We start from the raw sequence: 14,603 nt of genomic DNA on the forward strand, positions 1-14,603 counted from the left end.
TTTTATAAATAAAGAAAGCGAGTAATATTTATATATTGCTCGCTTTCTTTGTTTAAATTAATAATTATTGAGTTAGTTTAAAATCAATTTTTTAGTAAGAATTTGATTCTTTGCATCCTTAATTCTAATAAAATAAACACCTTTTTTAAATGCTGATATTTCAAAGTAATTGCTGTCTATTACTTCTTTAGAAAACGATTTTACTTGTTTTCCGGTAATATCAAAAATGGTAACTTCATTTGTTTTATTAGAAAGAACAAAGTGTGTTTTAGCCGGATTTGGATACAGCTTCATAGAACTTTTATCGTCTATCGTAAAATCATCAGAAGAAAGAGAAGCCGGATTATTTGCATACACTTTAAATTCACCTGGAGCTAACGATATACTAGCAGTTGTATTTGTAACTGTTATTGTAGTGTTGTCTTCTAATAAATTATACCAAGTACCTGTTTGTTGAAAAGCAGGAGAAATATTCTGCGTGGTTACTCCAAAATTACCGATAATAGTAATGTTTTGTATATCTATAGCAGATGTATTTGTTAAATGAATTTTATTTAAGCCATTAGCATTGCCAACATCTAGGGTGAAATCTGAAGTTTCAAAAATATCATACTTCAGTTTTAATTGAATTAATTTAGACCAAGTTTCTTTTAAACTTTCTCTATAAACATTGTCTAAGTAGTTCCATAAAATTGGTTTATTACCTGTTCTACCATTTTCTTCTATAGAAATATCATACCCTAATTCTCCAAATTGCCATATCATTTTTGGACCTGGAACTGTAAAATAAAAAGCACCCGCTAATGCTTCTCTAGCTAATGCTGTATTTAAGTCTTTAACACTGTAGCTTCCGTTTGCGTTACCAAATTGTATGTTTTTATACATTAAACGTTCTTCGTCATGGCTTTCCATATAGCTTACATTTGCTGGCACAGACCAACCTCTATTTTTGTAAGAAATCCAAGAAAAATCGGCTTCAGTTCCATAACCCATTGTAGCTTGGTTGTATTGATGGTTGTGGTTACCCCAAACCATAATTCCTTTTCCTTCATTTAATTTATAATTCACCCATTCAGTTTCCTCTTCATTGGTGCCTAAGTGTTCGAAAATAATATAAAAATTAGGATCTATTTCCCATTGATTATCAGCATATTCTTTTAAAACATCTACTCGGTCTTGCTGGTATGCATTTGTACAAGCATCACCAGAAGCACAGTTTTGAGTAAATCCTTTTGTTAAATCCCATCTAAAACCATCAATTTTATATTCGTCAATCCAATATTGAGAAACTCTTTTTACATAATCTTTTACAGCTTGTTTAGAGTGATTAAAATCGTTAAAAACACTGTACGAATGTGTTGCTGTTGGATTGAAAAAAGGGCTATCTGAATTTGCTTGTCCGCCATAACCACCATTGTCTGTATTGTACATTCTATAATACGGATTTTGACCTGAAGCATGATTAAAAGCAACATCTATAATTACCGCAATTCCTCTTTTATGACATTCGTCTATAAATTGTTTAAATGAAGTAGTATTTCCATAATATTTGTCTAAAGCCATGTGAAAAGAAGGGTTGTAACCCCAAGACTCGTTACCGTCAAACTCCATAACTGGTAAAAATTCGATAGCATTAATACCCAATCCTTCTAAATAATCTAATCTTGCTTTTATAGCATCATAAGAATGCAATGCATCAAAATCTCTTATTAAAAGTTCGTAAATAACCAAGTCTGTTTTTTCTGGCTTCGTAAAGTTGGTAGTTTGCCAAACATAATCTGAATCTCCAGTTCTTAATAAAGTAACTGCGTGGTTTGTTTCCCCGGTAGGGTAACTTGGTAAATCAGGATAGGTTGTTGCGTTTATATATTGATCATTATATTCATCTAAAATTACAGTAGAGTAAGGGTCTGCAACTCTTAAATCTGCATTAATAATATATTGATATGTATAATCTGTTTTTGGAGTTAAATTTGTAAGTTCTATCCAAAAACGATCTGTAGCACTGTCTTTTTTTAATAAATAAGTATTGTTGATTTGCCAGTTGTTAAAACTACCAATTAGGTGAACAAACTCTTTATTGGGGGCATAAAACACCAATGTAGCTTTTGTATTATCTGATGCGTTTAAATTAATTCCATCTTTCAATCCTGCAGGAACTGCCGCTTCTGAAACGGTTGGTTTTACAATTACTTTAAATGTTGTGCTTTTAGTTTCAGCGTTATTTGTGGCTTCTAAAATGAAAGAAGTACTTTCTGTAACAGTAGGACTGTAGTTGTATGTTGATGTATTATTTTGTTGATTAATAACAACTCCATTTGCTTTTAATACAAAGTTTGCAGATAATGAAGTAGTTGCTTCTATTGCTAAACTTTCTCCTGAATTTAGTATTGTTGTAGTAGTTGTAGGAGCATTTAAAGTTAGTTGATAAGCGCCAACTTCAAAATATTGGTCTTGCGTTTTTTTATCTCCAGAACCATCCTTAGCTTTAACTAACATACCAATACGTCCTAAACCAGTTCTGTTATAAAGAGTTGAGGGTTTAAGAGTTATTGAATACGTACCATCGCTATTGTTTGTTAGTTTTTGAGCTTCGTTAGAGTTTGTCCAACTTCCATTTGTTGGAGAATCTATAGAGTTTGCATCATTGATATCATAAGACCAAGACCATAAATAGATATCTGAAACACCCCAAGAAGCAGTTGTAATGCCTGAGACTGTAATTGTTATGTTATCACTCTCGTTAAAAGTAGTAGGGGAAACAGAAAAAGTAGCATTTTGTACTTGACTATAGCTTAAAGTAGTTATTAATAATAAAAGTAGTGTAATTTTTTTCATAAGTAATAGTGTTAAAAAACAAAGACTACCGCTTTTAGGGGTAGTCTTTGTAAAGTTTAAAAAAAAATTAATTTATTGTATACGTTGGATTTTCTGGATCTGTAAAGTTTAATACAAAAGAATAAGTTCCAGCAGTCGCTACTAAATTAGCTCCTCCATTATCTAAAATTCCATCTGCATTGTCATCTCCATAATTTAATGCCCATGCTCCATTAGATCTGAATTTATATTCACCAGCTTTAAGAGCAACATTATTTAATATCCAAATATCATCATTAGGTTGAGACCAATCTCTTGTAAATAATACGTCTGGACCATCCCATCCATTAGGAGTTGCTTCTCCTACAAGTCCCCAAATATCTTCTATTGGTTCTAAAGAATAAGATAGATCGTTTAAGTTTACAGTAACAATATATCTACCAGCTGTAGTAGCAATATTAGGTCCAGATGCATCTAAGAATCCTGCAGCACCTGCTCCGTAACCTGTAGCCCAATCATTATTCATTCTAAATTTCATTTCACCATCTAATAATTTTACAATTCCTCTAAATTGATCTGAATAAGAATCGTAAGTAAGAGCAAAATCTGGAGTTTCTCCCCAATTATTATATGAAGAACCAACAATACCTAATGAGAAATCTTCTATTTTATAGGTGTTGCTATTTAAGTTCATGGTAATTTTATAAGCACCAGCCTCAACAGCTATGTTACTTCCACCAGTATCTAAAGTTCCGTCTGCACCGTTATCTCCAAAATCATTGGTCCATTCATTGTTTTCCCTAAATTTAATTTCTCCATCAATTAAAGTAACATATGCAACTAAAACACCAGCTGTACTTGTTGTAAAGAATGGTAAATCAGGAGTTGCACCCCAGTCATTAGCTGCAGAACCTATAATTCCCCATGTAGTAGATAAATCTAAAATACTTGAGTATGGAGTTATATTAATTGTTTGTAAATTAGTATCAATTAACAATTGATTGCCAATAAAACCTTGTAATTTTATAGATAAATCTGAAGCAACATCTGCTTCTGTACCTAAAGCCAATGCAATAGAATTTAACTCTAAAGTTGTAAATGATTTCTCTAATTTGTCACCAATTTCTATGGTTTCTGCACTACTAAAATCTCCTGTGGCTAAATCTATTAAAATTTTATACGTTGGCACTGCATCAAAACCAAAATCTGGTGCTGTCCAATTTGTATTTAAAGCAATTTCATCTTGATTTTCCTCTAAAAGTACAATAGGTGTAGTTTCTTGAATAATCAACTCTGTTGTAGCTGCTACATCTGGGTTTATGATTACTCTGTCATTAATATCTTCACAACTGGTAAAACCAATTGATACAATAATAAGAGCGAATAATGAATTTATTATTTTTTTCATGTCTTTAGTTATTAGTATCCTGGATTTTGTGTTAAATTAGGATTCGTTGTTATAATATTGTTAGGTAAAGGAAAAAGATTTCTATAATCTTGAACTCCAGATCCGTTTTTAGAATTACCTTTAAAAGGCCATAAATAAGTATCAGAAGTAAAGTAGTTGTATCTTATTAAATCTGTTCTTCTTTGTCCTTCCCAATACAGCTCACGAGATCTTTCATCTAAAACAAATTCTAAAGTTAAGTCTGTTGTACTGATGTTTCCACTTGCATTTCCGAAAGCTCTTTCTCTTAATTCGTTAATTTTAGTTACAGCCAATCCTAAATCTCCGCCGCCACCTCTAAGAGATGCTTCTGCGTAGTTTAAATAGATTTCTGCTAATCTTATTAACGGTAAATCTGTATCTACAAAATCTCCTGCAGCATCAGATCCTTGGTTTCCATTAGAATCGATGTTTTTAAATTTAGTAACAGCATATCCATTTTCAAAAGTAGGAATCTCTTCGATTTCTAAAGTTTGTCCATCTGAATGGAACATCCCTCTTTTATCGTTTGCATCAAATTTATTAACCAAGTTTTTGGTAGTTCTTAAGCCTCCCCAGCCACCGTTTACACCAAACTCTGTAGCATTCATGTTTCCACCAATTGCAGCATGTACTAAAAATGTAGTACCTCCATAAGTTTGAGATCTAAGACCATCAAAATTTAATGCGAAAATAAATTCATTTTGTGCCCCGTTTGTATTGTTGTCTGCTAAGAAAAGTTCGTCATAAGCACTTCCGTTTCCATTAGCATCTGTAGTGTTAATAGAGTAACTAGAAGACATAACGTTGTTTGAAAAAGTTACTGCTTCTGCATATTTTGCTGTTCCAGTAAAAATTTCTGCATTTAAATATAATTTAGACAATAATGCCCAAGCAGCAACTTGATCTACTCTACCATACTCGCTAGATCCACTTACTTTTAATTCATCTTGAATTTCTAATAATTCAGTTTCAATAAAATTGAATATTTCTGTTCTTGATGCTTGCATTGGCAACTCAGTAGAAACAGAAGTTACTAAAGGTACATTACCGTATATATCCATTAAGTTATAGTAAGAAAATGCTCTTAAAAAACGAGCTTCGGCAATATAACTTGCAACTTCTGTATCTGTTAAAACAGCTGCATTATTTATAAATGAGTTACAAAAAGATACTTCTTGTGCTAACCTATAGTACAATGCTTCAGAAAAATCATTACTACCAGACCAATACATTCCATGTAAATCTGGTAAACCTGCATCTCCCCAACCAACTACAGCGTGGTCTGTTGTTAATTCATTTAAGTTGAACAACATTCTAGAATATTGAGAAAAACCTTCATCGATATCTTGTATGTCTGCTTCACCTGAAGGTCCTTTTTGGCCTGTTAAAGCTAAACTTGCATATAATTTAGCAAGTGCTCCTTGTGCTTCTGTAGCATTAGAAAACACATCTTGTTCTGTAAAACTATCTGGATCAATTGGTAATTGATTCAAATCTTCGTGACATGATATAACTCCTAAAGAGAATAACATGATTACAATTAAATATTTAAATTTTTGTTTCATTTTTCTTTTTATTAAAAGTTAACGTTTACGCCTAATACAAAAGATCTAGGTCTTGGGTAAAAATCATTATCGATTCCTAAGTTAATTTCTGGATCTAAACCATCATAATCGGTTATTGTTAAAACATTTTGTAATGATCCATAAAAACGAAACGTTGTGTTTTCTATCTTGTCTAAAGTATAACCAAGTGATATATTATCAATTTTAAAGAAAGAAGCGTCTTGTACAAAATGATCACTTAAAGCCGTTCTATCATTAATAACTGTAAAACCACTATTGTAGTAATCTGCATGTAAATTAGATAATATGCTGTTGTTTGTAGCGTTTTTTTCAACACCTTTATTCGCAGCAACATCATTATACATATAGTTACCAAAACTTGCTCTAGTTTGTATAGATACATCCCAGTTTTTGTAACTAGCACCTGTGTTAAAGCCCATTAAAACATCTCCAAAAGGGTCTTCATTAATGTATTTATCATCATCATTAATCATATTGTCGTTATTTCTATCAACAAATACGCCTTCTAAAGGTTTTCCATTGGCACCGTATACTTGTTGAAAAACTAAGAAACTATTTGCAGTTTCACCTTCTCTATGTACTTGTACATTATTACCAACACCTGTAGAGATTCCTCCTTGTGGTTGGTCTGCAGATAATTTGGTGATTTTATTATCATTTAATGAAATGTTATAGTCTACTGTCCATTCAAAATTATCTGTTCTAATAGGGGTTGTGTTTAAGTTAAACTCTAAACCTCTATTTTCCATATTACCAATGTTGGCGTTAATTCTGTTTCCAAAATTTGTAAAAGGATCTACAATAGAACTAGCAATAAGATCGTTTGTTTCTTTTAAATAAGCATTTACAGAACCTGTAATTCTTCTATCAAGAAAAGCAAAGTCTACACCAAGATTTAAAGTTCTTCCAACTTCCCAACGTAAATCTGTATTAATTGGTTCTGGTCTAAATGTTTGGTAAAAAGAGTTTCCGAATTGATAGTTAGCAGTATCTGTACTACCTTGATACCTAGTTAAAAACTGATAATCACCTAAACCATTAATATTACCTATTTCACCATAACCAACACGTAATTTTAATTCATTAAAGAAAGAATCTTCCATAAAATCTTCTTTATGAATGCTCCAAGCTGCAGCAAATGATGGGAAGAATCCCCAACGATCATCAGGGTTTAATTTAGATGAAGCATCCGCTCTTACTGTTGCTGTTAAATAGTATTTACCTTTATAATCGTAATTAGCACGACTGAAATATGATAATAACACATTTTTAGATTTATCTACAAATTCATAGGTATTACCATCTTCTTCTGCTTCACTATCATAACTATAGTTATCATATTCAAAAGACTGATATGCATAACCAGCAACTGCTGTGAAGTTATGCTTTTCATTAAAAGTTTTTGCGTACGTTAAGTAAGCGTCTAAAACTTTGTTGTCTGAATTTTGAGTAAATCTTGATAAAGAACCATTAAAAGTTGCATCTGAAGTTGGAATAAATTCTGAAGTAACTTTTCTACCATGACTGTTAGAAGTATCATACCCTAAGTTAACTGTTGCAGTTATATCTTCTAAACCATGAATTTTATAATCAAACTTTACATTACCTACAAAACGTCTAATTTCTGCAGAATCATCTATTAAGTCTAATAAAGCTAAAGGGTTTGTTGGTGCTAAGTTGTTTTGGTTTCCGGTACCAGCGTCTAACCATGCAAAGTAACCACGGTATTGAGAATTTGAATCATAAGGAGATTGTGTAGGATCAAAAGATACAGCTCCACCAATTGCACCTCTATCTGCAAATTCATTTTCTGTGTACATTCCTTTTACATTAAAATCTATCTTTAAATGTTCATCAAATAGAGTAGGAGATAAGTTCATAGAAGCAGTAGTACGTTGTAAGTTATCTCCTTTTAAGATTCCTTCATGTTCAGAATATCCTAAAGAAGCTCTCATTGGTATTCCATAAATTTTACCTAATGCACTAAAGTTATGATCTTGTCCTATAGCAGTTGTATAGATTTCTTCTTGCCAATCTGTTTCAGCAGTACCTAATAAAGCAACTTGATTAGGTGTACCAATATCATTTATTAAGCTTCTAAATTGATTTGCAGATAAAACATCTACTTTATCTCTTAATGTATAAACAGTTGTTTGAGAGCTTACGTTAAACTTAAACTCACTGTCTTTCCCTTTTTTAGTAGTAATTAAAATTACCCCGTTTGCAGCTCTAGAACCATAAATAGCAGTAGAAGACGCATCTTTTAAAACTACAAATGTTTCAATATCATTAGGATTTATAAAGTTTAATGGATTTCTAGATCCACCAACACCACCATTGTCTAATGGGATACCATCTATAACATATAATGGTTGGCTTTTTAAAGATAAAGAACCCGTACCACGAATGTTAATGGTTTGTCCATCTCCTGGAGCACCAGAACCTCCAATTACATTTACACCTGCAACTTTACCACTAATAAGTGATTGTGCAGATACAATAGGTCCTTTGTTAAAATCTTTACTTGTTAATAAATCTGTTGTACCTGTTAGATCTTCTTTTCTTACCGAACCGTAACCTACTACTACAATTTCATCTAGAGATTCTAAAGATTCTTCTAATACTACAGAAAGGTTAAAATCTGTACCTATTGTAACCTCCTTGTCTGAAAAACCTAAATATCTAAAGACAAGTACGTTTCCTGTTTGTACCTTATCTAGAGTGAAAATCCCATCAAAATCGGTTTGCATACCTCTAGTAGTACCTTTAATAACTACACTAACACCAGGCAAAGGATCGCCAGATGTTTTATCTTTTACAACACCCTTAACTGTTTGTTGTGCAAACACGCTAAAAGTTGATGTTAAAAGAATTCCAATTAACAATAATTTAAATTTTTTCATGTATAATTTGTTAAATAATAACTGTAAATTTGATTTTTTGATTACAATAAACTTACATTCCACTCCGTAAATATACCCATTAGTAGTATGTTTACAACATGATATAAATCACGAAAACGTTTTCGTGTTAACAACTTTTTTTATGTGATTATCATTATATTGATAAAAAATCACGCTAATATTTTATATTTAATAAAGAATGAAGCAAAAAATTACTATAAAAACAATTGCGAAAGAATTAGGAGTTTCTACGTCTACCGTATCAAAAGCTTTAAAGGACAGTCATGAAATTAGTAAAGAGACTAAAGAAAAAATTCAAGCTTATGCAGATTACTATAATTACAAACCTAATAGTTTAGCGCTTCAACTTCGCAATCAAAAAACAAAAGTAATTGGTGTTATTTTACCTAAAATAGTGCATCATTTTTTCTCTACGGTTATTATGGGGATAGAAGAAGGTGCTATTGAAAAAGGATATCATATTATGGTTTGTTTCTCTAATGAATCTTATAAAAAAGAGGTAGAAACCTTAAAAGTGTTATCAAACGGAAGTGTAGATGGTTTAATTGTTTCGATTGCAAGTGGAACATTAGAAAATAAAGACTTTAAACATTTTGGAGATCTTGTTGCAGAAGAAATTCCGTTGGTCTTAATAGATAGAGTCGTAGATGAAATTTTGTGTGATAAAGTAGTGGTAGATGATGTTGGTGCTGGTTATAAAGCAACGAAGCATTTGTTAGAAAATGGTAGAAAAAAAATTGCGCTAATAACAACACCAAAGCACGTTAATGTTGGAGCTTTAAGAAGGCAAGGTTATGAGAAAGCATTGATAGAAGCCTATATTAAAACAGATTCTAATTTAATCCTTGAAATTGATGAGGAAGCTGATATCTCTGATCAAATAGAAAAAGTATTTGAACAAGATATTGATGCAGTGTTTGCTGTAAATGAAATTTATGCAGCTAAGGCAATGAGAGCAGCAAAACAAAAAGGACATAAAATACCAGAAGATTTTTCTGTAATAGGTTTTACAGATGGTTTAATCTCTAGATATTCTTCACCTTCTATTACAACAATAGCACAGCATGGTTTTGTAATGGGGAAACAAGCAGTTGAACTTTTAATAGAACGAATAGAAAAAGAATCTGAAGTATTTAAACCTAAAAAAATCGTAATTTCTAGCGATTTAAAACTACGAGAATCTACGAAACCGTCGTCGTAGATTTTTACTTTCCTTTTCTTCACATATATAAAAAACACATATCTTTGTTAGATATTTACGATTTATCAATAAATTACATTCCACAAAATTTATGAATTGATAAGTCTAAACGCTTATCGTTATATTCACTTAATAGCATACGATAAATGGAAAAGCGTAAATTAAGTTTTTGGCAAATCTGGAACATGAGTTTTGGGTTTCTAGGAATACAAATGGGGTTTGCTCTACAAAATGCAAACGCAAGTAGAATTTTACAGATTTTTGGAGCTGATGTTCATGAACTTTCATGGTTTTGGATTATTGCACCATTAATGGGATTAATTGTTCAACCAATTATAGGGCATTATAGCGATAAAACTTGGGGGAAATTCGGTAGAAGAAAACCTTATTTTTTAGTAGGCGCTATTTTAGCTTCTATAGGTTTAGTTTTAATGCCACAAGCCGATATCTTTATTGCTTTCTTACCAGCACTTTGGGTAGGAGCAGGTTTTTTAATGATTATGGATGCTTCTTTTAATATTGCCATGGAGCCTTTTAGGGCGTTAGTTGGTGATAATTTAAGAACAGACCAAAGAACGCAAGGTTTTAGTGTACAAACAGCTTTAATAGGTTTTGGAGCAGTAGTTGGTTCTTGGTTACCGTATGCATTACACCATTGGTTTGGTGTTTCTAATAGAACATCTTTAGGCGTTGTACCAGATAATTTAATTTGGTCATTTGTTATTGGTGCTGCAATTTTAATAATTTCTATTTTAGTTACAATAACCACTACAAAAGAATACTCACCAGAAGAATTAGCAAGTTTTGATGTGGATTCTGAAGAAGATATAGAAGAAGAAAGTTCTAGTTTGATGGATATTTTTGAAGATTTCAAAAAAATGCCAACAACAATGCGTCAATTAAGTTGGGTGCAGTTCTTTTCTTGGTTTGGTCTTTTTGGAATGTGGGTTTTTGCAACCCCTGCAATTGCACAACACGTCTATGGTTTACCTTATACAGACAGTAGCAGTGCTACGTATCAAAATGCAGGAGATTGGGTAGGAATTCTTTTTGGAATTTACAATTTAGTATCAGCATTTTATGCATTTGCATTGCCTTACATCGCAAAGAAAATTGGAAGAAAAAGAACACACTCTATATCATTAATTATTGGTGGTTTAGGATTATTGTTAATTTATATAATGCCTAATGAAAACTGGTTAATAGTTTCTATGATTGGAATTGGAGTAGCTTGGGCTAGTATTTTAGCGATGCCTTATGCAATTTTAGCAGGTTCTATTTCTGCTAAAAAAATGGGTGTTTATATGGGGATTTTTAACTTCTTTATTGTTGTTCCTCAGATAATAAATGCTTTAATTGGTGGGCCATTAGTAAAGTATGCTTATAATAATGAAGCAATATTTGCTCTAATGATAAGTGGTGTTAGTTTTTTAATTGCTGCAGCATTGGTCTATAAAGTAAAAGATGTAGATGATGTTGTACAAGCAAAATTATAAGAACATAAATAAAATTAATTAGTTGTAAAACTAATATTATATCAAAATTAAAATATTAAAAGTAGATGAAAAAAGGATTTATATTCGATTTGGATGGGGTTATCGTAGACACTGCGAAATATCATTATTTAGCGTGGAAAAAATTAGCAAACGAATTAGGTTTCGAATTTACCAAAGAACAAAACGAATTATTTAAAGGCGTAAGTAGAAAACGTTGTTTAGAGATTTTGTTAGAAATTGGAAAAAGAGAAGCAACTCAAAAAGAGTTTGATACTTGGATGATCGAAAAAAACGTAGATTATTTAAAGTATATAGAAAATATGGATGCTTCAGAGATTCTTCCTGATGTGCCTAAAGTATTGGCCTTTTTAAAAGAACAAAATATACCAATAGCCTTAGGTTCTGCAAGTAAAAATGCACAACCTATTTTAGAAAAAGTTGGTTTACTACACTATTTTGATGCTATTGTAGACGGAAACAATGTTACAAAAGCAAAACCAGATCCAGAAGTATTTCTTTTGGCAGCAAAACAATTAGGTGTAAATTCAGCTGATTGTGTAGTTTTTGAAGATGCAGTTGCAGGTGTAGAAGCGGCAAATGCAGCAAAAATGATCAGCATTGGTATTGGAGATAAAAAGATACTTTCTGAAGCAGTGCATAATTTTAATGACTTTACTGAAATCAGCACAGATTTTATACAGCAGTTGATTGATAAATAAGTCAACAGAAACAATAGAATAGAAAAAAATAAATTATAGAGCAAGAATCAGTCTAACTATATAGCTTCTATGTTCTAATATATTAAAAACACACAATGAATCAAGATTACATCATACCAAACGAATGGTCTATTATAGAAGAAGGCTTTAATTCAGACAAAGTAAAATCATCAGAAAGCTTGTTCAGTATTGGTAATGGCGCCATGGGACAAAGAGCTAATTTTGAAGAAAATTATTCAGGAGAAACTTTTCAAGGAAGTTATATTGGTGGTGTTTATTACCCAGATAAAACTAGAGTTGGGTGGTGGAAAAATGGATATCCAGAATATTTTGCAAAAGTATTAAATGCACCAAATTGGATTGGTATTAACGTATTGATCAACGATGAGAAATTAGATTTAAACACTTGTAAAGAGGTTTCTAAATTTAAAAGAGAACTCAACATGCAAGAAGGTTGGTTGTCTAGAAGTTTTGAAGCTGTTTTGCAAAACGGAATCAAGATTAAAGTAGCTACAAAGCGTTTTTTAAGTTTAGAGTTAGATGAAATTGGAGCCATTAGTTATAATATAACTCCATTAAAATCAGGTGCTAAAATAACGTATACTCCTTATATCGATGCAGGAATTACCAATGAAGATACTAATTGGGATGATCAGTTCTGGGATGTCTTAAAAGTATCTCAAAATAAGCAACAAGCTTACATTGAGGCAAGAACCATGAAAACACATTTTTATACATGTACTTTTATGGAGTCTCGTTTGTTTGTAGACAATAAAGAAGTAGAGTTACCTTGTAAAAGCGAGCAAACTTCAAATTTAATTTCTTGCACATATCAACAAGAAATTAAAGAAAATGAAACATTTACCATCCATAAATTTGGTGGTTATGTGGTTGATAGAGATTATGATAAAGACGCATTAGTTGCTGCTGCAAAGGTAGCTTTAGATAAAGCTGTAAGTTTTGGTTTTGATGTTTTATTAGAGAAACAAAAGGAATCTTGGGCACAAATATGGAGTATGAGTGACATTACCATAGAAGGTGATGTAAAAGCACAACAAGGAATCCGTTTTAATATTTTTCAATTAAACCAAACGTATTTAGGTACAGATGCTAGTTTAAATATAGGACCAAAAGGTTTTACAGGAGAAAAATATGGAGGAAGTACTTATTGGGATACCGAAGCATATTGTATTCCTTTTTACATGGCAACCAAAGACCAAGCTGTAGCAAGAACGTTGTTAGAATACAGATACAATCATTTAGACAAAGCTATTGAAAATGCAGAGAAGTTAGGTTTTACAAACGGAGCAGCATTGTACCCAATGGTTACCATGAATGGTGAGGAGTGCCATAACGAGTGGGAAATTACTTTTGAAGAAATTCATAGAAATGGTGCCATCGCTTTTGCCATTTATAACTATCACCGTTTTACCGACGATTATTCTTACATTCCAGAAAAAGGATTGGAAGTTCTAATTGCCATTGCACGTTTTTGGCAACAAAGAGCTACTTTTTCTTCAGATAAAAACAAGTTTATGATTTTGGGTGTTACAGGTCCAAATGAATATGAGAATAACATCAACAATAACTTTTACACTAACTACATTGCAAAATGGTGTATTAATTATGCTTTAGAAAATATTGAAATTGTAAAAACAGACCATATTTCAGATTACATCAGAATTAAAGAAAAGGTAAATTTCTCTGATGAAGAATTGGCAAAATGGAAAAGTGTTGCAGATGATATGTATTTTCCATATTCAGAAAAACACAATGTGTACTTACAACAAGATGGTTTCTTAGATAAAGAATTAATAACAGTTGCCGATTTAGATAAAAGTCAGAGACCGATTAACCAAAAATGGAGTTGGGACAGAATTTTACGTTCGCCGTACATAAAACAAGCAGATACTTTACAAGGTTTTTATATGTTCGAAGATGATTTTTCTACAGAAGAATTAGAGCGTCATTTCGATTTTTATGAGCCATATACAGTACACGAAAGTTCATTATCTCCTTGTGTGCATAGTATTCAGGCTGCAAAGTTAGATAGAATGGATCAGGCATATACGTTCTATTTACGTACTTCTCGTTTAGATTTAGACGATTATAATCACGAAGTAGAAGAAGGATTGCATATTACTTCTATGGCAGGAACTTGGATGAGTATTGTAGAAGGTTTTGGAGGAATGAGAGTGCAAAATAATACCCTTTCTTTTTCGCCAAAGATTCCTAAAGGATGGAAAGCTTATTCATTTAAAGTGAATTTTAGACATCAAGTTATTACAGTAAATGTTTCTCAAACAGGAACAGAATTTACATTGGAAGGAAAAGAAGCAATTGATATTTTAGTTGATGGAAAACAAGTAATTGTATCACCAAGTAAATAAATATAAATAGATACCTCAAAGGTTTTAGCTCCTTTGAGGTA

8 protein-coding genes are annotated in these 14,603 nt (G+C 31.8%); 4 read left to right on the plus strand and 4 right to left on the minus strand.

What is annotated here, in order from left to right; genetic code table 11:
* Window positions 1–72 precede the first annotated feature (72 nt).
* The 4 genes from H0I27_RS07850 to H0I27_RS07865 form a co-directional block, all read right to left on the minus strand.
* Window positions 73–2,838, minus strand: a complete 2,766-nt coding sequence (locus H0I27_RS07850) for an alpha-amylase family glycosyl hydrolase (protein ID WP_218733379.1) — start codon at window positions 2,836–2,838, stop codon at window positions 73–75.
* Window positions 2,839–2,905: 67 nt separating this feature from the next.
* Complete coding sequence (locus H0I27_RS07855; RefSeq protein WP_218733381.1) at window positions 2,906–4,225, minus strand: SusE domain-containing protein; 1,320 nt, start codon at window positions 4,223–4,225, stop codon at window positions 2,906–2,908.
* An 11-nt stretch (window positions 4,226–4,236) separates the two neighbouring features.
* The gene (locus H0I27_RS07860; protein WP_218733383.1) at window positions 4,237–5,811 is read right to left on the minus strand and encodes a RagB/SusD family nutrient uptake outer membrane protein; all 1,575 of its coding nucleotides are present in this window, start codon (window positions 5,809–5,811) and stop codon (window positions 4,237–4,239) included.
* 11 nt (window positions 5,812–5,822) lie between these two features.
* Window positions 5,823–8,735 carry a SusC/RagA family TonB-linked outer membrane protein gene (locus H0I27_RS07865; protein ID WP_218733385.1) on the minus strand — a complete coding sequence of 971 codons (2,913 nt, stop codon included), beginning with the start codon at window positions 8,733–8,735 and terminating at the stop codon, window positions 5,823–5,825.
* Between the two features lie 199 nt (window positions 8,736–8,934).
* Here H0I27_RS07865 and H0I27_RS07870 point away from each other — a divergent pair, with 199 nt between their 5' ends.
* The 4 genes from H0I27_RS07870 (at window position 8,935) to H0I27_RS07885 (ending at window position 14,562) form a co-directional block, all read left to right on the plus strand.
* Complete coding sequence (locus H0I27_RS07870) at window positions 8,935–9,957, plus strand: LacI family DNA-binding transcriptional regulator (RefSeq protein ID WP_218733387.1); 1,023 nt, start codon at window positions 8,935–8,937, stop codon at window positions 9,955–9,957.
* A gap of 146 nt (window positions 9,958–10,103) precedes the next feature.
* On the plus strand, window positions 10,104–11,453 hold the full coding sequence (locus tag H0I27_RS07875) for an MFS transporter (protein WP_218733388.1): 1,350 nt from the start codon (window positions 10,104–10,106) through the stop codon (window positions 11,451–11,453).
* A gap of 65 nt (window positions 11,454–11,518) precedes the next feature.
* Window positions 11,519–12,172, plus strand: coding sequence for a beta-phosphoglucomutase (gene pgmB / locus H0I27_RS07880; RefSeq protein ID WP_218733390.1), 654 nt, complete (start codon window positions 11,519–11,521; stop codon window positions 12,170–12,172).
* Window positions 12,173–12,267: 95 nt separating this feature from the next.
* On the plus strand, window positions 12,268–14,562 hold the full coding sequence (locus tag H0I27_RS07885) for a glycoside hydrolase family 65 protein (RefSeq protein ID WP_218733392.1): 2,295 nt from the start codon (window positions 12,268–12,270) through the stop codon (window positions 14,560–14,562).
* The last annotated feature ends 41 nt before the right edge of the window (window positions 14,563–14,603 follow it).

Origin of the sequence: Polaribacter sp. HaHaR_3_91 (assembly GCF_019278525.1) — a bacterium.
Taxonomy (GTDB): domain Bacteria; phylum Bacteroidota; class Bacteroidia; order Flavobacteriales; family Flavobacteriaceae; genus Polaribacter.